At 65.9% G+C, this 19,297-nt stretch carries 14 protein-coding genes; 8 read left to right on the top strand and 6 right to left on the bottom strand.

Annotated features, from left to right (window positions below):
* The first annotated feature begins 131 nt into the window (after positions 1-131).
* The 3 genes from FJU31_RS08910 to FJU31_RS08920 are packed head-to-tail and all read left to right on the top strand — an operon-like array spanning position 132 to position 2,629.
* The gene (locus FJU31_RS08910; RefSeq protein WP_150454438.1) at positions 132-791 is read left to right on the top strand and encodes a hypothetical protein; all 660 of its coding nucleotides are present in this window, start codon (positions 132-134) and stop codon (positions 789-791) included.
* Positions 788-2,035 carry a Tle-like phospholipase domain-containing protein gene (locus tag FJU31_RS08915; RefSeq protein WP_150454439.1) on the top strand — a complete coding sequence of 416 codons (1,248 nt, stop codon included), beginning with the start codon at positions 788-790 and terminating at the stop codon, positions 2,033-2,035. Before FJU31_RS08910 ends, FJU31_RS08915 begins: the two co-directional genes overlap by 4 nt.
* A gap of 18 nt (positions 2,036-2,053) precedes the next feature.
* Complete coding sequence (locus FJU31_RS08920) at positions 2,054-2,629, top strand: hypothetical protein (protein ID WP_150454440.1); 576 nt, start codon at positions 2,054-2,056, stop codon at positions 2,627-2,629.
* Between the two features lie 21 nt (positions 2,630-2,650).
* On the opposite strand, the gene clpB is transcribed toward FJU31_RS08920, so the two are convergent.
* On the bottom strand, positions 2,651-5,236 hold the full coding sequence (gene clpB, locus FJU31_RS08925) for an ATP-dependent chaperone ClpB (protein WP_150454441.1): 2,586 nt from the start codon (positions 5,234-5,236) through the stop codon (positions 2,651-2,653).
* 184 nt (positions 5,237-5,420) lie between these two features.
* On the bottom strand, positions 5,421-6,242 hold the full coding sequence (locus FJU31_RS08930; RefSeq protein WP_150454442.1) for a DUF3014 domain-containing protein: 822 nt from the start codon (positions 6,240-6,242) through the stop codon (positions 5,421-5,423).
* A gap of 164 nt (positions 6,243-6,406) precedes the next feature.
* Here FJU31_RS08930 and FJU31_RS08935 point away from each other — a divergent pair, with 164 nt between their 5' ends.
* Positions 6,407-7,117, top strand: a complete 711-nt coding sequence (locus FJU31_RS08935) for a glutathione S-transferase (protein WP_150454443.1) — start codon at positions 6,407-6,409, stop codon at positions 7,115-7,117.
* Between the two features lie 51 nt (positions 7,118-7,168).
* On the opposite strand, the gene FJU31_RS08940 is transcribed toward FJU31_RS08935, so the two are convergent.
* The 4 genes from FJU31_RS08940 to FJU31_RS08955 form a co-directional block, all read right to left on the bottom strand.
* Positions 7,169-8,776 (bottom strand): SulP family inorganic anion transporter, encoded by a 1,608-nt coding sequence (locus tag FJU31_RS08940; protein WP_150454444.1) that lies wholly within the window; start codon positions 8,774-8,776, stop codon positions 7,169-7,171.
* Positions 8,777-9,155: 379 nt separating this feature from the next.
* Positions 9,156-10,874: a thiamine pyrophosphate-dependent enzyme gene (locus tag FJU31_RS08945; protein WP_150454445.1), complete on the bottom strand. Its 1,719-nt coding sequence runs from the start codon at positions 10,872-10,874 to the stop codon at positions 9,156-9,158.
* A 110-nt stretch (positions 10,875-10,984) separates the two neighbouring features.
* Entirely contained in the window at positions 10,985-11,842 is an 858-nt protein-coding gene (locus tag FJU31_RS08950; RefSeq protein ID WP_150454446.1) for an XAC2610-related protein, read from the bottom strand.
* Between the two features lie 36 nt (positions 11,843-11,878).
* A complete protein-coding gene (locus FJU31_RS08955) occupies positions 11,879-12,355 on the bottom strand; it encodes a DUF3574 domain-containing protein (RefSeq protein ID WP_150454447.1) in 477 nt (158 codons plus the stop codon).
* Between the two features lie 244 nt (positions 12,356-12,599).
* Between FJU31_RS08955 and FJU31_RS08960 the strand changes: the two genes are divergently transcribed.
* The 4 genes from FJU31_RS08960 to otsA all read left to right on the top strand — a co-directional run bounded on the left by FJU31_RS08960 (position 12,600) and on the right by otsA (position 19,227).
* Positions 12,600-15,032 carry a TonB-dependent receptor plug domain-containing protein gene (locus tag FJU31_RS08960; RefSeq protein ID WP_150454448.1) on the top strand — a complete coding sequence of 811 codons (2,433 nt, stop codon included), beginning with the start codon at positions 12,600-12,602 and terminating at the stop codon, positions 15,030-15,032.
* A gap of 254 nt (positions 15,033-15,286) precedes the next feature.
* On the top strand, positions 15,287-16,045 hold the full coding sequence (gene otsB / locus FJU31_RS08965) for a trehalose-phosphatase (protein WP_150454449.1): 759 nt from the start codon (positions 15,287-15,289) through the stop codon (positions 16,043-16,045).
* A 39-nt stretch (positions 16,046-16,084) separates the two neighbouring features.
* Positions 16,085-17,866, top strand: coding sequence for a glycoside hydrolase family 15 protein (locus FJU31_RS08970; RefSeq protein ID WP_150454450.1), 1,782 nt, complete (start codon positions 16,085-16,087; stop codon positions 17,864-17,866).
* Positions 17,863-19,227, top strand: a complete 1,365-nt coding sequence (gene otsA, locus FJU31_RS08975; RefSeq protein ID WP_150454451.1) for an alpha,alpha-trehalose-phosphate synthase (UDP-forming) — start codon at positions 17,863-17,865, stop codon at positions 19,225-19,227. The genes FJU31_RS08970 and otsA overlap by 4 nt, the downstream gene beginning before the upstream one ends.
* Positions 19,228-19,297: the final 70 nt, after the last annotated feature.

Here is a 19,297-nt window from a genome sequence, read left to right on the forward strand (position 1 = left end):
GTTACAACGTTAAAAGTGAGATTATCGTCACTCAATTGAGTGTAGACGTGTATTGATTTGAATTCCGCCCATCCGCAGCCGTATCGTAGAAGCATTCAAGGATGCTGGGTCGATTGATGATGGATCGGTTGATGATGGGCCTCAAAAGGCAGCCGGCCAGGTCACGGGTGGTTTCCCATACGCTCTGCCCCCTGTTGCTGGCATTGCTGCCGCTGCTGACGGCATGTGGGAGCAAGGAGCACGCGCCCCCGCCCTACGAGGCCAACCCTAGCCCCAAGGACGCGTATGAGGTTGTCGTCACGACGCATGGTGCGCCCGAAGAAATGTTCATCACCGCGACGTCCGTGGACTTTGAGATTGCAGACGAAGCTTGCCTCCCGCCTATCGACAACGTCGAGGGCGTGAGATATGGGCTCGAGAAGTACTCGCTTCCCATCCAGCTAACTCGACTGGATTCCACAACATTTGCAGGGGTGTATTACCGCGACGGATTGAAGGTCGCGAACTATTTTGGGCGGGGCGATTGCAAGTGGAAGTTCACAGGCATCAACGCGAATCTGAGAATGCCCTCCACCGGCAGGCTCATCTACTTTTCAATCGGCGCCACTCCGGAGACGGGTGCGCAAACAAGATTCGCAGAAAAGTCGATTAAGCCGGTATTCGATGATGGGCAGGCACACCCAGCGGCAGCCTTCTCGCAAGAGCGATTCGAGCGTGAAATCCCGACATCTGATAAGGACAATTTTTTCTCGTACACCATCTCGATCAATACAAGGAAGTATGAAAAATGAGCAAATCAGCAAGCGCCGATCTGGCAATGGCTGTCTATGACCCACCGCCGCGCAAGGCCGACGGAACGCCAGGAACGGTGAAGGCGGGCAAGGATGGGCAAGAGCGATACGAGGTCGTCAGGCAGGTTGATATGCCCAACGGCTACCAGGGATACATTTACAGGAACATGGACACTGGCGATTACGTCGTTGCCCATCGCGGCACCGAATTCGACCGCGAGTTGCTGAAGGATGGCGCGGTCGATCTCGGCATGGTCACTACGCGATTCAACGCTCAAGTGAAGGATGCTTTGGAGCTGACACGACAGGCCAAGGAAATGGCCGAACGAGATGGCACCAAACTCTCAGTGACCGGTCACTCGCTCGGCGCGTGCATGGCCCAAGTCACCGGACATCATTACAACCTCCCGGGCGAAGGATTCAACCCGTATGGCGCGGCCAGCCTGGGCTATCGCATCCCAAGTGGCCAGCCTGCGAATGCGGCCCCCTTCGTCAATCATGTCACTGCCGGTGACTTCGTCAGCGCGGCAGGCAAGCATTACGGCAGCGTCGAGATGTATGCCGCGCCTGGAGAGCTCACCCTATTGCGCAATGCGGAGCTTGCTTCCCGCCTGGCCGGCGGACTAGGCAGCACAGGTGGCAACCCCCTGCCAGCACTCGCTCTGACCGATTCGCATCGGATGAAGCATTTTGTAGATCGCGTCGAGAATGGCGTGGAGATCAAGTCTGTGCTGGATGACCCTTCGGCGCGGATCACTGATCCCGAAGATCAGCGAAGGGTCGATGCCTATCGAACAAGCATCCATCAGATGCGCGCCACCGCGACGGTAATTACCCGTGGCTCCCCCGGTCTGGTGCTGGACGCCGTGGACAAGCTCCGTGGCCTGGATGAACCCGGTGCCTACGCCGAGCGCCAGGCGGAGGCAGCAAGGCTCGTTGCGCATCCGTTCAATCCGGCCGAGCAACGGAATGCGCCGGGCTCCCACGGCGGACCGCTACGCGAGCAGCCAGAGTTCCAGACGGCGTCCCCCTTGGGGCAGCGCTTGAACGAAATGCTCAACGCCGACCCCGACCGCTTCAAGGTCCTCAATCACCAGATGTCCACGCTCAATGCCGGCCAGGTGCTGGACCAGCAAGCGCAGTCCCAAGTAAATGCCGAGGACCGGGCGCGCGCGTACAGCCAGGAACAGGCCGCCCAGCAGGCGGCGCAACAGGAACACGCAGCCTCGGCAATGCGCCGTTGACACTCCGGAGACACCCTCATGGATGAACGCGAACTGGAAGATCTGATCAGCAAGACCGCCTTGCTGATGGAGCGCTACCAGCGGATGTGCACGGACATGGCCCAGCAGCAATCGCAGCTGTCGGCCGCGTTGAATGGGCTTGCACAATCACTGCCCGCGCAGTTCAAAACCAGCGCCGATGCTGCCGTGGCTGGGTTGAGCCGGGACAGCACAACGGCCGTCAAACAGGCGTTACTCGCGCCGGTGAGTGCCTATGAGCAGCAACTGGCGGCGTCGGCCAAGGGTGTGGGCCGCAGCACCGAAGCACTGGCTGCGGAAGTGAAGCGCTTGCAGCTCGCGTCGCGCGGCGTCGTCTGGAAGAGCGTGGCGACGGCCGTAACTACCGTGGCGATCCTTCTCGGGGGTGCCGCGTGGCTGGGCGGTCACTATCGCGCGGAGATCGAGCGCAACCAGATCGAGGCCGCACTGCTGCGTGCCTACAACCGCGCCGACGTGGTGCGGTGCGGAAAAGAACAGCTTTGCGCCAACGTCGACACCCGCAGCAAAGGGATCGGCGAGGACGGGCGCTACCGACAGATTCGTCCCCGCCCGTAGACGGGGACGAACGCAACCGCATCACGCCTTGGCAAACACCAGGTGGCCGCCGTCGTTGCCGACCTCGATGGTATCGCCGTTGATGAAGGCCCCCGAGAGGATCTTTTGCGCCAGCGGGTTCTCCAGCTGTGCCTGGATCGCACGCTTCAGCGGCCGTGCGCCATACACCGGATCGAAACCGACGTTGCCGAGCAGGTCGAACGCTGCATCGGACACCACCAGCTTCAAGCCACGCTCGGCCAGGCGCCGCTCCAGGCCACGCATCTGGATGCGCGCGATCTGCTTGATCTGCTGCTTGTCCAGCGGGTGGAACACCACGATGTCGTCCAGGCGGTTGATGAACTCCGGACGGAAGTGCGCCTGCACTACGCCCATCACCGCGGCCTTCATCTGCGTGTAGGCCTCCGGGCTGTCATCGCTGCCCATGTCCTGGATCTGGTGCGAGCCCAGGTTGGAGGTCATCACGATGACGGTGTTGCGGAAGTCCACGGTGCGGCCCTGGCCATCGGTCAGGCGGCCATCGTCCAGCACCTGCAGCAGGATGTTGAACACATCCGGGTGGGCCTTTTCCACCTCGTCCAGCAGGATCAGCGAGTACGGGCGACGGCGCACGGCCTCGGTCAGGTAGCCACCCTCCTCGTAGCCCACGTAACCCGGGGGCGCACCGATCAGGCGGGCGACGCTGTGCTTTTCCATGAACTCGCTCATGTCGATGCGGATCATCGCGTCGGCACTGTCGAACAAGAATTCGGCCAGCGACTTGCACAGCTCGGTCTTGCCCACGCCGGTCGGGCCGAGGAACAGGAACGAGCCGCCCGGGCGGTTCGGGTCGGACAGGCCGGCACGCGAACGGCGCACCGCATCAGAGACGACCTTGATCGCTTCTTCCTGGCCGACCACGCGGTTGTGCAGCACATCTTCCATGCGCAGCAGCTTGTCGCGCTCGCCCTCGAGCATCTTGTTGACCGGGATACCGGTCCAGCGCGACACGACCTCGGCGATCTCCTCGTCAGTGACCTTGTCCTGCACCAGCTTGAAGTCGTTGGCATCCAGTTCCTGCGCCGCAGCCAACTGCTTTTCCAGCTGCGGCAGCAGGCCGTACTGGATTTCGCTCATGCGGGCGAAATCCTGGCGGCGTTGCGCGGCTTCCAGATCGAGCTTCGCCTGCTCGACCTGTTCCTTGATCCTGGTCGCGCCCTGCAGTGCAGCCTTCTCCGACTTCCAGATTTCATTGAGGTCGGAGAACTCGCGCTCCAGGCCCTCGATCTCATTTTCAAGATCAGCCAGGCGCTGCCGCGAGGCATCGTCCTTTTCCTTTTTCAGCATCTCGCGCTGGATCTTCAGCTGGATCAGCCGGCGTTCCAGGCGGTCCAGTTCCTCCGGCTTGGAGTCGATCTCCATGCGCAGGCGCGAGGCGGCCTCGTCCATCAGGTCGATGGCCTTGTCCGGCAGCTGGCGGTCGGTGATGTAACGGTTGGACAGCGTGGCGGCGGCGACGATGGCCGGATCGGTGATTTCGACCCCGTGGTGCACCGCGTACTTTTCCTTCAGGCCACGCAGGATCGCGATGGTGTCCTCCACCGACGGCTCACCCACGAACACCTTCTGGAAGCGGCGCTCCAGTGCAGCGTCCTTTTCGATGTACTTGCGGTACTCGTCCAGCGTGGTGGCACCCACGCAGTGCAGCTCGCCACGGGCCAGCGCCGGCTTGAGCATGTTGCCCGCATCCATCGCGCCATCGGCCTTGCCCGCACCGACCATGGTGTGCAGCTCGTCGATGAACAGGATGATCTGCCCTTCGCTCTTGGCCAGGTCGTTGAGCACGCCCTTCAGGCGCTCTTCGAATTCACCGCGGAACTTGGCGCCGGCGATCAGGGCGCCCATGTCCAGCGACAGCACGCGCTTGCCGCGCAGGCCCTCGGGCACTTCGTCGTTGATGATGCGCTGGGCCAGCCCTTCGACGATGGCGGTCTTGCCCACGCCGGGTTCGCCGATCAGCACCGGGTTGTTCTTGGTGCGGCGCTGCAGGACCTGGATGGTGCGACGGATTTCTTCGTCGCGACCGATCACCGGGTCGAGCTTGCCGCTCTCGGCGCGCGCGGTCAGGTCGATGGTGTACTTCTCCAGCGCCTGTCGCTGTTCTTCGGCGTTTTCCGACTGCACGTTCTCGCCGCCACGCAGCTTGTCGATGGCGGTCTGCAGGCGCGCCTTGTCGGCACCGGCGGCGCGCAGCGCCATGCCCAGCGTGCCGCTGTCCTCCAGCGCGGCCAGCACGAACCACTCGCTGGCGATGAAGGCATCGCCATTCTGCTGGGCCAGCTTGTCGGTGTGGTTGAGCAGGCGCCCGAGGTCATTGCCCATCGACACGTTGCCGGCCTGGCCGGACACCTTGGGCAGCGCATCCAGCGCCTCAGCCAGGCGCTCGCGCAGCACCGGCACGTTCACGCCGGCCTGGGCCAGCAACGGGCGCGTGCTGCCGCCCTGCTGGTCCAGCAGCGCGCTGAACAGGTGAACCGGTTCGATGATGCTGTTGTCGCGGCCCACGGCCAGCGACTGCGCGTCGGCCAGCGCCTGCTGGAAACGCGAAGTAAGCTTGTCCATTCGCATGGCGAATCCTCATCGGTCATCAGTGCCGGCCCCGCCGGCGATGCAGGGAAGATGCGGTTGCCCCACCCGGTTTCAAGGGTGGCTGCGACTGGGCATCCGAGCCGTTCAAGCAGCATCCAGCATGACCGATGGGGTGTTGGCGGAGCGTTGATCTGGATCAGACGCCCCGGCGAACCGCCTGCGGCTAGCGGGTAATGGCCCCGCGGATGGCGCGCAGCTGCTGCTTGACCAGCCTTTGCTGGTCCGCATTCAGCCGCAGCAGGGCCTTCTGCCCCACCGAGCGCGACTGCAGATCCGGATCGGCGAAGCGATAGCGGCCATGCTCATCACGCACCACCGCCAGCGGACGCGCCGGCTCCGGGGTCTGCAACAGATGATCGATCACCGCCACCAGGCGGTCGTTGAAGTAGCCCTGCGGCCGCCCGAGGTCGACGTAGGCCTGCTGGATAAGCGGATAGAAGCGCTTGTACGCCGCACCTGCTGCAGCAGGGTCGAGCGCGGTGAAAGCCTGCACGTAGGGTGCATAGCGGGCCGCGTTGGCTGCGGCGACCTGCTCGCCGTTCGCGCCGGCCTCCACCTGCAGGCCGCCGGGCAGCGGCCGCATCGCCAACGCTGAGGGCGGCACGCTGGCCTTGTCCAGATTGTCCACGTGAGTGACCAGGCGCTGGATCAGGTGGTCACGCAGCAACAGCGCCAACCCACCATCACCATTGAACAGGCCACTCAGTGCGGCCCACGCTGCGGTATCGCTTTCTTCCATCTTCGGCAGCGCGGGGTCGGCTGCAGCGTCGGTGTCCAGCGGATGTTGGATGGCGGGTGTCGACGAAGCGGGTTCAGCGGTGGGCGCTGCAGGTGGCGCCGCCGTCGAAGGTGCCGCCGCCTGGGTGGGCACCTCCACACGGTCCGCCAGGTCCTGCCACTGTTCGCGGAACAACCACGCGCCCGCACCGCCTATCACCAGCACGCCCAATACCCAAGGCCACACCGCCTTTCCACTCTTCTGCATGACGCAGTACCTCGCTTTTCATATGCACGACTTGAGTATGACCCGCTCCATCGCGGGCGGTTCCCCCGCTGTTTGGCCTGCATTGTGCTGGGCATGAACGCGATGCTCACGGCTGCTTTGCGTGCGGTACGCGAGGCTGCAGGAAATTCTTTGCGGAGATGGCCATGCACTACGCGCTGTATTACTGGAGCGGCATCCAGGGCCGTGGCGAGTTCGTACGTCTGGCATTGGAAGATGCCGGCGCGGAATACGTGGACATGGCACGCGTCCATGGCGATGCGGTGATGCAGCCGTTCCTGCAGGGCCCGACCGAAGGCGGCCAACCCTTCGCACCGCCGTTCCTGAAGGCCGGGCGCCAGCTGATCGCACAGGTCGCAGCGATCCTGGATTTCCTCGGCCCCACGCTGGATCTGGTGCCCCAGGCCGCCTCACGGCGGATGCAGGCACTGCAGTTGCAGTTGACGATTGCCGACCTCGTTGCCGAGGTGCACGACACCCATCATCCGATTTCCGCATCGAAGTATTACGAGGACCAGAAAGCCGAGGCCAAGGCGCGCGCAACGGCAACGCGCAGCGAGCGCCTGCCGAAGTTTCTCGGCTATTTCGAGCGGGTGATCGAGGCCAATGGTGGCCGCCACCCGCTGCGCGAGCACTCCTATGTGGATCTATCGCTGTTCCAGCTGCTGAGCGGCCTGGATTACATGTTTCCGAAGCGGATGCAGGCCTTGTCTCCCACCCTGCCGCTGCTGCGGGCGCTGCAGGAGCGGGTGGCGAAACGACCCAACATCGCGGCGTACCTGGCCTCGGAGCGGCGGTTGGCATTCAACACCAACGGCATCTTCCGCCATTACCCCGAGCTGGACGCAGCCACCTGACGCCGGGCGTGGCCCGGCGCTACCATCTCGCGCCCTGCCCGGCGTACGCGTTCAATGTCCAGCGTCAGCCAACGGCTTCACCGGCTGCTTCTGCAGCGACAGCAGCCCCAGCAGCACGGCCAGCGCCGCGTAGGCACCCGCGAACTGCCAGCTGATGACGCGCGCCAGGCCCTGCAGGTCCCACGGCAGGTAGATGCCGCCGCGCGGGTCGACCGAGTGGATCAGGCCGAACAGGGTCAGCGCCGCCGCCACCAGCAGGAAACTGCAGGCGCGGCGCAGGCGTCCGTCGACCATCGCCGACACGGTGGCGATCCACAACATCGAGGTGATGATGAAGCCGTTGCCCAGCGCGAAGATCACCGCCAGTTCCGGCAGGCCGTGGCCGTCGACGTGGGTCAGCAGCGCGCCCATCTGATCGGCGGGAATCCAGCCCGGCGCCTTGATCGCCAGCAGGTATGCCGCCGACGGCAGGAAGCCAAGCACCATCGCACCGGCATGCTGGCGCGGAGTGGCCTGGAAGGCCTGGGTGGTGATGTCGATGGAGACGTAGACGATGATCGGTGCCAGCACTGCCAGCGGCAACCACTGCACCAGCCCGGAGATGATGCCGAGCATGCCGCCGATGCCGACGAACAGGCCGGTCAGCAGCGTGTAGCCGCTGCGTGCGCCCATGTGCTTGTAGGCCGGCTGGCCGATGTACGGCGTGGTCTGGGCGACGCCGCCGCAGACACCGGCCACCAGCGTGGCCACCGCTTCCACCAGCAGGATGTCGCGGGTGCGGTAGTCATCGCCGGCCGCGCGTGCGCTCTCGGACACGTTGATGCCACCCACCACCATCAGCAGGCCGAACGGCAGCAGCAGCGGCAGATAGGTCATCGCGGTCGGCAGGCCATCGATGAAGCCGAGCGTGGGCAGCGGCAGCACCACCTGCGGCGGGACCCAGGCCGGCACCTGGAAGCCCGGCACGCCGAGCCCGGCCAGGCCGAGGCCGTAATAGAGGACGGTGCCGAACACGAAGGCCAGCAGCACGCCCGGGCCACGAATCGGCAGCTTGCCCTTGGCGATCAGCACGTACAGCAGCAGGCCCAGCGTGGTGAAGCCGACCAGCGGCGAACGCAGGGTTTCCAGCAGCGGCAGCAGGCCCATCAGCACCAGCGCGATGCCGGCGATGGAGCCCAGCAGCGCCGCACGCGGCAGCGCGCGGGTCACCGCCTCACCAAAGAAGGACAGGATCAGCTTCAGCACGCCCATGATGACCAGCGCGGCCATGCCCAGCTGCCAGGTGGCGATGGCCGCCGCATGGGGATCCATGCCCTGCTGCTTGAAGGCGACGAAGGCTGGGCCGAGCACCAGCAGGGCCATGCCGATGCTGGTCGGCGCGTCCAGGCCCAGCGGCATGGCGGTGACATCATCGCGACCGGTGCGGGTGGCCAGGCGGCGCGCCATCAGGGTGTAGAGCAGGTTGCCGACCAGCACGCCGAAGGCGGTGCCGGGGAACATGCGGCCAAACACCACGTCGGCGGGGAACTGGAACATGCCGATGAGGGCCATGGCGATGAAGCCAAGGATGGAGAGGTTGTCGACGACCAGGCCGAAGAAGCCATTGAAGTCGCCAGCGACGAACCAGCGGCGTGGTGCGGCGGGAGCGGGAGCGGACATGGAAGGGGCGGTGGGGTGGGGACCGCCGATGGTAGGCCCAGCGGGGCCCGGGCGCCAATTCCGTCGTGGAATGATGGGTTCCAGCCAACGGCGGGGCCCCTCGTGGCGGGGTTGGTCGCCGGAGCGGGATCCGCCGCCCTGCGCACACCCGCCCCCTGGCAGTTTCCTGTGCGCGGCAGCCACGGAAAGGCAGGCTCTCGTTGTAGAGCCGAGCCCATGCTCGGCTGCTGTACGCGAGAGCCCTGAGCCGAGCATGGCTCGGCTCTACAGAAGATCACCCCGATCATTCTTTCGGTATCCACGCATGGCGTGGATCTACTGGCCGCCGGCCAACTATCGAAGGTGGGGGTGCCGAGCGCAGCCCTGCATCGCCCTCCGCTCACTTCTTCAGGAAGTTGTCCACCAGCAGGTGCTTCACATCATCGAAGCGGCCATTCAACACCGCCTTGGCCGCATACAACGCCGTGCCCGCCACCTGCTTGGCTTCGATCTGCGGCGGCATCACCAGCTCCGCGCGGCTGGTATGCACATCCAGCAGCGCCGGGCCACGCTGGGCCAGGAAGTCCAGCACCGCTTCCTCCAGGTCCTCGCTGCGGGTGACTGTGCGGCCGTGGAAACCGATCACCTCGGCCAGGCGGCCAAAATCGGGATTCTTCAGGTCGGTGTAGTTGTCCAGCAGGCCCTCCACCTTCTGTTCCAGCTCGACGAAATTCAGCGAGCCGTTGTTGAATACCACCACCTTGATCGGCAGGTTTTCCTGCACCGCGGTCAGCAGGTCGCCCAGCAGCATCGCCAGGCCACCATCACCGGACAGCGAAATCACCTGGCGGCCGGGGAAAGCCTTCTGCAGGCCCAGCGCCTGCGGCATCGCATTGGCCATCGTGCCGTGCAACAGGCTGGTCAAGGTGCGGCGGCGGCCGTTCACTCGTATATGGCGCAGCACCCAGACCATCGGCGAACCACCATCGGCAGTGAACAGCGCATCGTCGCTGGCGTGCTTCGACAGCAGCGCGGTCAGGTGCTGCGGGTGGATCAGCTCGCCTTCGCCGGGCTGTTCTTCCTGCTCGCGCTTCTGCAGCGCCTTGTCGCGGTGGGTGATGCACTCATCGAGGAAGGCGCTGTCCTCGCGCGGCGGCAGCATCGGCAGCAGCGCATCCAGCGTCGGTGCGACATCACCGACCACGCCCAGATTGACCGGGTGGCGGCGGCCCAGATGACTGCCATCGCGGTCGACCTGGATGATCGTCGCCTTGTCCGGGTAGAACTGGCCCCAGGCGAAGTCGGCGCCGAGCAGCAGCAGCGTGTCGCACTCCATCAGCGTGTGGAAGCCCGATTCGATGCCGAAGATGCCGGTCATGCCCATGTTGTAGGGGTTGTCCGGTTCGACGAAATCCTTGGCCCGCGACGTATGCGCTACCGGCGCCTGCAGCCGTCGGGCGAGTTCCAGCAGCTGCGCATGCGCGCCCTGGCAGCCGGCCCCGGCATAGATGCCGATGCGCTTGCCCTGCCCCAGCAGCTCGGCGATCCGCTGCAGTTCGTCATCCGAGGGGCGCAGCACCGGCTGGGCGTAGTGCACCGAGAACGGCACATCGTGCTTCACTTCGGCCTCGCTGATATCCGCCGGCAGGATCACCACGGCCACACCGCGGCGGCTGATCGCAGCCTGGCAGGCGAGTGCCACCACGCGTCGCGCCTGTTCGGGGCTGTGCACCTGCTCGCAGAACACCGTGCAGCTGCCATACACCGCCTTGAAGTCCACTTCCTGCGGGAATTCCATGCCCAGTTCGCTGGTGACGATCTGGCTGGCGATCAGCACCATCGGCGCACGATTGCGGTTGCTTTCAAAGATGCCGTTGATGAAGTGCAGGCCACCGGGCCCGCAGGAGCCCGCGCAGGCAGTGAGCTGCCCACTCACCAGCGAATCGGCACCGGCGGCAAAGGCAGCCACCTCTTCGTGGCGCACGTGCACCCATTCGATGTCACTGCGATGCATCGCATCGGTCACGTGGTTCAAGGTATCGCCCACGATGCCGTAACAGCGGCGGACACCCGCCTGCTGGAGGGTGTCGATGACGATCTCTGCAACGCGCTTGCTCATGGGGGAACAGCCGGTTCGGGGGAGAAACCCGAGGCTAGACCCGGCCAGGTGATGCTCCCGTGGGCAAGAAGCCGACCGCCTTGTTGAGCAAAATGCGGACCGGCGACGCGTCAATCGCTGACGTTGATCCAGCCCTCGACCGCGCCGTGCTTCGGGTTGCGGTAGCGCAGCTTCACCCAGCCGTCCTGCTCATCCAGCATCTCCACGCGGTCGCCCTGCACCAGGTAGCGGTTGGTGCTGGCGGCACCGGGCCGGTCGAACAGGAACAGGCGCGCGGGCACCACCGTGGCCTGCTGGCCGCGCAGCGGTTCGCCACTGGCGGGCGTGTTCAAGCCATCGGCAATGGCACTTTCCAGCACGTGGCCGGATGCATCGTGGGTCCGCCACACCGCCAGCGGACCCTGCTCGTCGGTCTGCTCCCACTGCAGGGCGGCATCGAGCGCATCGCCCAGCCGCAGCACGTCTTCGGAGCGATACAGATACAACTTCGTACCGTCGAACCGATACTGATCCGTGTACCACATCGGTCCGCTGCGGCAGCTGCTCGTCAGGGTGCGGGTGGCCGCGTCGACGGTCAGGCCCATCAGGCCACCACAGTTGTCATGCCCGTGGGTTTCGGCCTGCAGCGCGCGGAAACCGCCGCTGGCCGGGTCGAACTGATACACCGCCACCGCTTCGTTGACCATGCCGACCGACGCCCGCGCCACCAGTTCGGGACGCCCGTCGAAATCAACATCCTCGGCCGACAGCCGGAAATTGCCGTCGGCATCGGGGGCGCCCGGCAGGCTCAGCCGTCTGCCCGAGGGCAAAAGCTGCGCGTCGATGCTGCCGTCCTCCGTGACTTCGGCCTGCACGCGGATGCCGGGGGCTGCCTCGAAGCGCAACGGCGCATCGCTGTCAGCGGCCTGCGCCAGCGGCACCAGCAGGCCCGCCAGCAGCAGGCCAACCACGGTTTCCCTGTGTTTCATCATCATTCCCTGCGGCGCCAGGCTGGCACCTCCAGGTCAGAACGATACGTCAACCGCCTGCCGCGACCACAGCACCGACTGGTGCTTGGTCTGCTGCTTCCACGCCAGGCGGATGGCTTCGATGTCGGCGCGGCGCTGCGGGCTGTCTTCATGCAGCACCACCAGCACCTTGGTGCGCAGGCGGTTGGGCGAGGCATCGCCGCGGAACAGCCACTGGCCGTAGGCATCGAACACGGTCAGGCCATCGGGGAAGCGCGGGGTCACTTCCTTGTCCAGGAACGCGCGCCACTGCGCCTCGCTGATGGTGTCGGCCTGCGGACGGCCGCCGGCACCCTGCTCCTCGCCCACGCCGAAGTACAGCTCGCTGCGCACCCAGCCCGTGCCGTTGGACGGCCGCGCGGCATCGCCCTGCATCTCGGCGGTGGCGGCGTAGGCGCTGGGCGTCTTCGAGGACAGGCTGGCGCAGCCGCTGGTGGCCAGCAGCACGGCAAAGATCAGGCCAAGGTGTTTCATGGGGGACAGCACTCCGGGGAAGGGGAAAAAGCGGGTCGAAGGGGCACGAAGGGTACAGCTGCGGTTCGGTTGCGGTTGCAACCAATCACTAATGCCACAGGGGCATCAGCTGATGCGATCGGAAGCGGGGCTTGCGTCACACCCCCTCCTCACGCCAATATAATATATCGCTTCATCCGGATGGATGTAAGTGAAACCATCTCTGTCCCCGCCCCTTCCCCACGTCGTAGTTGCTGGAGTCCGCATGTCCCCCCGCCTGTCCGCGTCGCCGCTCGGCCTCGCCATCGCGCTCGCCCTGTCCCCCGCCCTGGCCTCTGCCCAGGATGCGGCCACCAACCTGGACACGGTGATCGTCACCGGTACCCGCGCCGCCGATCGCACCGTGCTCGAATCCACCTCGCCGGTGGACGTGCTCACCGCCGAGGACATCCGCAAGGCCGGCGTGGTCAACGGCGAACTGGGCAGTGCGCTGCAGGCCCTGCTGCCGTCGTTCAACTTCCCGCGCCAGTCCAACTCCGGCGGCGCCGACCACGTGCGTGCCGCGCAGCTGCGTGGCCTGTCGCCGGACCAGGTGCTGGTGCTGGTGAACGGCAAGCGCCGCCACCACACCGCGCTGGTCAACACCGACAGCAAGATCGGCAAGGGCACCACCCCGGTCGACTTCAACTCGATCCCGGTCAGCGCCATCAAACGCATCGAAGTGCTGCGCGATGGCGCCGGCGCGCTGTACGGCTCCGATGCGGTGGCCGGCGTGATCAACGTGATCCTGGACAACGGCGGCGACGGCGGCGAGATCGAAGCCAGCTACGGCGCCAACCACACCGACCTCAAGCCGATCGGCCGCACCCTCACCGATGGCCAGACCGGCAACATCAGTGCCAAGGTCGGTACCTCGCTGGGCGAGGATGGCGGCTTCCTGCGCGTGGGCCTGGAATACAAGAAGCGCAACGGCACCAACCGCGCCGGCTACGACCTGATTCCGCCGTGGGACCAGACCGATGCCAACCTTGCACTGCAGGGCAAGCGCAACTACGTGCTCGGCGATGGCGCCAGCAAGGACATCAACCTGTGGCTGAACACCGAGATTCCGGTGGGCAGGACCGCCACGTTCTATGCCTTCGGCACCTTCAACCAGCGTGATACCGAGGGCGCGAACTACTTCCGCTACCCCGACAGCGACGCCAACTGGAAGGAGGCGTACCCGAACGGTTATCGCCCGATTTCCGAAGGCGAGAACCGCGACGTGCAGGCCGTGGCCGGCGTGCGTGGCCAGTGGGGCGAGTGGAGCTATGACGGCAGCGTGGACTACGGCCAGAACGACTTCACCTACCGCCTGCGCGATTCGATCAACGCCTCGCTGGGCCCGACCAGCCCGACCCGCTTCAAGACCGCTGATTACCAGTACGCGCAGACCGTGGGCAACCTCGACCTGAGCCGCGTGTTCCCGCAGAGCGACAGCATCACCCACACCCTGGGCCTGGGCGCGGAAGTGCGCCACGAGCGCTACCAGACCCGTCCGGGTGATCCGTCCAGCTATGCGGCCGGCCCGTACACCGATCGCCCGACCGGCTCGCAGGCCGGTGGCGGCCTGACCCCGCAGGATGCCGCGTCGCTGGCACGTGACGTGGCCAGTGCCTATGCCAGCCTGGCCAGCCAGTTCGGCGACCACTTCTCCACCGACCTGGCCGCACGCTACGAGCACAGCGACGACTTCGGTGGTGAGCTGACCGGCAAGCTGGGCCTGCGCTACGAGTTCACTCCGGCCTTCGCCCTGCGCGGTGCCATCTCCAACAACTTCCGCGCGCCCTCGCTGGCGCAGATCGGCTACGAATCCACCTCCACCGGCTACAACGCCGCCGGCCAGCTGGTGCAGGGCCGCCTGCTGTCGGTCAACAACCCGATCGCCCGCGGCCTGGGCGCACAGGACCTGAAGCCCGAGAAGTCGCTGAACACCTCGCTGGGCTTCACCAGCCGCATCGGCGAGCACTTCGACCTGTCGCTGGACTTCTTCCAGATCGACATCGACGACCGCATCGCGCTGTCCGAAAGCATCACCGGCGATGCACTGACCGACTTCGTGGCCGCCAACTACGGCGTCACCGGCCTGCAGAGCGCCAGCTTCTTCGTCAACGCCGCCGACACCCGCACCCGCGGTGCCGAGCTGGTGACCAACTGGCGCCAAGCGCTGGGCGATGGCCAGCTGCTGCTGACCGGCACCTACGCCTACACCAAGACCACGCTGAAGAACGTGCTGGCCACCCCGGCCCAGCTGCAGGCGCTGGACGCGGACTACGTGCTGTTCGGCATCGAAGAAACCAACACGTTGACCGACGCGACCCCGCGTACCCGTGCCAGCCTGTCGGCCGCCTGGAGCAACGACCACTGGTCGCTGAGCAGCCGCGTCAACCGCTACGGCAGTGCCACCCGGGTGTTCAATTTCGGTGATGGCTACATCCCGCGCCAGACCTACCAGGCCGAATGGCAGCTGGATGCCGAAGTGGAGTACCGCTTCAACAAGCAGTGGAGCGTGGCCATCGGCGGGCAGAACCTGACGGACAACTATCCGGACAAGTCCAACGACGATATCTACTACTACGGCAACCTGCCGTACGACGTGCTGTCACCGATCGGCAGCAACGGCGCGTACTACTACGGCCGCGTGCGTTACACGTTCTGACCCGCAGACCGCCGGCCCATCGCTGTGATGGGCCGGCCGGGTAGAGTCGACCGTTGGTCGACAGCCGTACCCAGCGCGGGAGAGCAGTCGACCCCACGGCGCAACGAACCCAAAAGGGGGCGGGGGGGTTTCCGCCGTGGGTGGCCCCACCCCCCCCCCCCCCCCCCCACCCCCGCCCCCCCCCCCTCGACTCTACCCAATTCGTAGCCGTTCCTCGACCTGCCCTACACGCCGCTGCTGGCAAGCTGGTCGATATGGCTGAACCGCTCCCCCTGCGTCCGCCACCGCCATTGCTGGACGACGCCTGCGCGTTGTTCCTCGATGTCGACGGCACCCTCATAGAATTCGCTGCGCGCCCGGACGCCGTGCAGCTCCTGCCGGATGTGCGTGAAGCCATCGGCCGTATCAGTGACCGCCTCGAAGGCGCGGTCGCCCTCGTCAGTGGCCGCCCCCTGGAACAGCTGGACCAGCTGTTCGCGCCCCTGCAACTGCCAGCCGCCGGCCTGCACGGCCACGAGCTGCGTGCCCAGGACGGGCGCGTGCTGCGTGAACAACAGGACGACGACACCGCCGAATGGCTGCATGCCTTGCACCAGCAGGCCATGCGCTTCGCCCATGGTTACCCCGGCGTGCTGGTCGAAGAAAAAGGCGCTGGCTTGGCCCTGCACTGGCGTGGTGCCCCGCATGCGGCCAACGAGGTACGCACGTTCGCCGAACGCCATGCCCGCGGCCGGCCAAGCTATCGGCTGCAACCCGGTGACCATGTGATCGAATTCGTGCCCGTCGGCAGCGACAAGGGCCGCGCCGTGCGCCGGCTGATGCAGTACCTGCCCTTCCGTGGCCGCCTGCCCGTGTTCCTCGGTGATGACCTCACCGATGAGTTCGGCTTCGAGGCCGCCAACGGCCAGCACGGCTGGAGCGTGCTGATCGGCGAACGTGAACCCAGCGCGGCGGTGTTCGCACTGCCCGACATACGCAGCGTGCACGCCTGGCTGCGTGAGAATGCGTACTGACCCGGCCACCCCACGGCCGCAACCGAGATGTAGCGCGTGATGACCCAACCCGATCTTGATCTGGGCGTGGTCGGCAACGGCAGCTTCGGCGCCCTGATCGACAAACATGCCCGCGTTGTCTGGAGCTGCCTGCCCACCTTCGACGGCGATCCCACCTTCTGTGCCCTGCTCGGCCCCAACCAGCAGACCGGCGGCGACTTCGCCATCGAGCTGGAAGATTTCGCCCGCAGCGAGCAGGAATACCTGACCAACACCGCGATCCTGCGCACCGTGCTGCATGACAGCCACGGCGGCTCGCTGGAAATCCTCGATTTCGCCCCGCGCTGGCGGCAGAACGACCGCTTCTACCGGCCGGTCAGCCTGATCCGCCAGGTACGCCCGCTCACCGGCAGCCCGCGCATCACCGTGCTGGCACGCCCGCTGGCCGACTGGGGCGCACGCGTGCCCGAATCGACCTGGGGCAGCAACCACGTGCGCTGGATCCTGCCCGAGCACGTGCTGCGGCTGACCACCGACGTGCCCGTGCGGATGGTGCGCGAGGGCCTGCCGTTCGTGCTCAACCACCCCGTCCACCTGATCCTGGGCGTAGATGAGTCGCTCAACCGCTCCATCAGCGGCTACGTGCAGGAGGCGTTCCAGCGTACCCGTGATTACTGGCGCGAATGGGTACGCTACCTGTCCATTCCGCTGGAATGGCAGGACGCGGTCATCCGCAGCGCGATCACCCTGAAGCTGTGCCAGTACGAGGACAGTGGCGCGATCATTGCGGCGATGACTACCTCCATTCCCGAAGCGCCCGGCAGCGTGCGCAACTGGGATTACCGCTACTGCTGGCTGCGTGATGCGGCGTTCGTGGTGCGTGCGTTGAACCGCCTCGGCGCCACCCGCACGATGGAGCAGTTCCTCGGCTACATCTTCAACCTGGCCACCACCGACGGCACGCTGCAGCCGCTGTACGGCATCGGCTTCGAGGCCAAGCTGGACGAGGACGAAGTTCCCACGCTGTCCGGCTACCGCGGCATGGGCCCGGTGCGCCGTGGCAACCTGGCCTGGGTGCAGCGCCAGCACGATGTCTACGGCAGTGTGGTCCTGGCATCGACCCAGCTGTTCTTCGACCGCCGCCTGCAGGATCCGGGCGATGCACACGCCTTCGCGCGCCTGGAACCGCTGGGTGAGCAGGCCTTCGCCCTGCACGACGTGCCTGATGCCGGCCTGTGGGAATTCCGCGGCCGCACGGAGGTACACACTTACACCAGCGCGATGTGCTGGGCGGCCTGCGACCGCCTGTGCAAGATCGCCATCCGCCTCAAGCGCGACGACCGTGCCAACTACTGGCGCGAGCGCGCCGACATCATCCACGCCCGCATCATGGACAAGGCGTGGAGCGAGGAACTCGGCCATTTCACCGATACCTTCGACGGCCACCGCCTGGATGCCTCGTTGCTGCTGCTGGCCGACATCGGCTTCATCGATGCAATGGATGCGCGCTTCATCGCCACCGTCGATGCCATCGGCCGCGACCTCAAGCATGGCAACTCGCTGTACCGCTACGTGGCGCCGGATGATTTCGGCGAACCGGAAACCAGCTTCACCATCTGCACGTTCTGGTACATCGACGCACTGGCAGCGATCGGGCGCATGGAGGAAGCACGCGAGATGTTCGAGCTGCTGCTCAACCAGCGCAACCACCTCGGCCTGCTCTCCGAGGATCTGGCCTTCGACGGTGGCGAAGCCTGGGGCAACTTCCCGCAGACCTATTCGCACGTCGGCCTGATCACCGCCGCCATGCGCCTGTCGCGTTCCTGGCAGGAGGCCTCATGAGCCGCCTGGTGGTTGTCTCCAACCGGGTCGCCGTGCCCGGTGAAAGCCGCGCCGGCGGCCTCGCCGTGGGCCTGCTGGCCGCGCTGAAGGAGCGCGGCGGCATGTGGTTCGGCTGGAGCGGCAAGAACGCGAAGGATGCCAGCGGCACGCTGCACCAGCAGAAGGACGGTGATATCGAGTACGTCACCATGGACCTGGCCAAGCGTGATGTGGATGGCTACTACAACGGTTTCTCCAACCGCACGCTGTGGCCGCTGCTGCACTTCCGGCTGGACCTGGTCGACTACGACCGCGGCACACGCGAGACTTACCACAAGGTCAATGCGCTGTTCGCCGACAAACTCGCGCCATTGCTGCGCGAGGACGACATCGTCTGGATCCACGATTACCACCTGATTCCACTGGGCGCGATGCTGCGCGAGCGTGGCATCGGCTGCAGGATCGGTTTCTTCCTGCATATCCCGATGCCGTCGGCGGACCTGCTGCAGGCCATGCCCGACCACCTGCGGCTGTTCTCCTCGCTGTACGCCTACGATCTGGTCGGCTTCCAGACCCAACGCGATGCCGACCGTTTCCAGACCTACCTGCGCCTGTTCGGCGGTGGCCGCGTGCTGGACGACGGCCGCCTGGAGGCCCCGGGCGGGCGCCGCTTCCGCGCGGCCGCCTTCCCGATCGGCATCGATACCGGGCTGATTGCCCGCCAGGCGGCAACAGCAGCGACCAAGCCTTCGGTGAAGAACCTGCGCAGCAGCCTGCGCGACCGCCAGCTGGCGATCGGCGTGGACCGCTTGGACTATTCCAAGGGCCTGCCCGAACGGTTCCAGGGCTTCGAGCGCTACCTGGAGCGGCACCCCGACCAGCGCGGCTCACTGACCTACCTGCAGATCGCCCCGGTGTCGCGTGGCGACGTGACCGAGTACCGGCAGCTGCGCAGCCAGCTGGAACAGATCGCCGGGCACATCAACGGCGGCCATGCCGAGCCCGACTGGACGCCGCTGCGCTACGTCAACCAGAACTTCACCCACGCCACGCTGACCGGTTTCTACCGCGCTGCGGCGGTGGGCCTGGTGACGCCTTTGCGTGATGGCATGAACCTGGTAGCCAAGGAATACGTGGCCTCGCAGGACCCGGACAATCCCGGCGTGCTGGTGCTGTCACTGCTGGCCGGTGCGGCCGACGAAATGAAGCAGGCGCTGCTGGTGAACCCGCACGACCTGGACGGCGTAGCCGATGCCATCGCCACGGCGGCGACGATGTCATTGCGCCGGCGCCAGGAACGCTGGCACGCGATGATGGACCACCTGCGCACGTACGACATCAACCACTGGCGCCGCAGCTACCTCGAAGCCCTGGAAGGGTAACGGACCCGCCGGGCGTGGCCCGGCGCTCCCAGGCCCCCGGCCCCGCCGGTCGCCCCGGCCCCCACCGCCG

It is taken from the genome of Stenotrophomonas cyclobalanopsidis (assembly GCF_008710035.1).
GTDB classification, from domain to species: domain Bacteria; phylum Pseudomonadota; class Gammaproteobacteria; order Xanthomonadales; family Xanthomonadaceae; genus Stenotrophomonas; species Stenotrophomonas cyclobalanopsidis.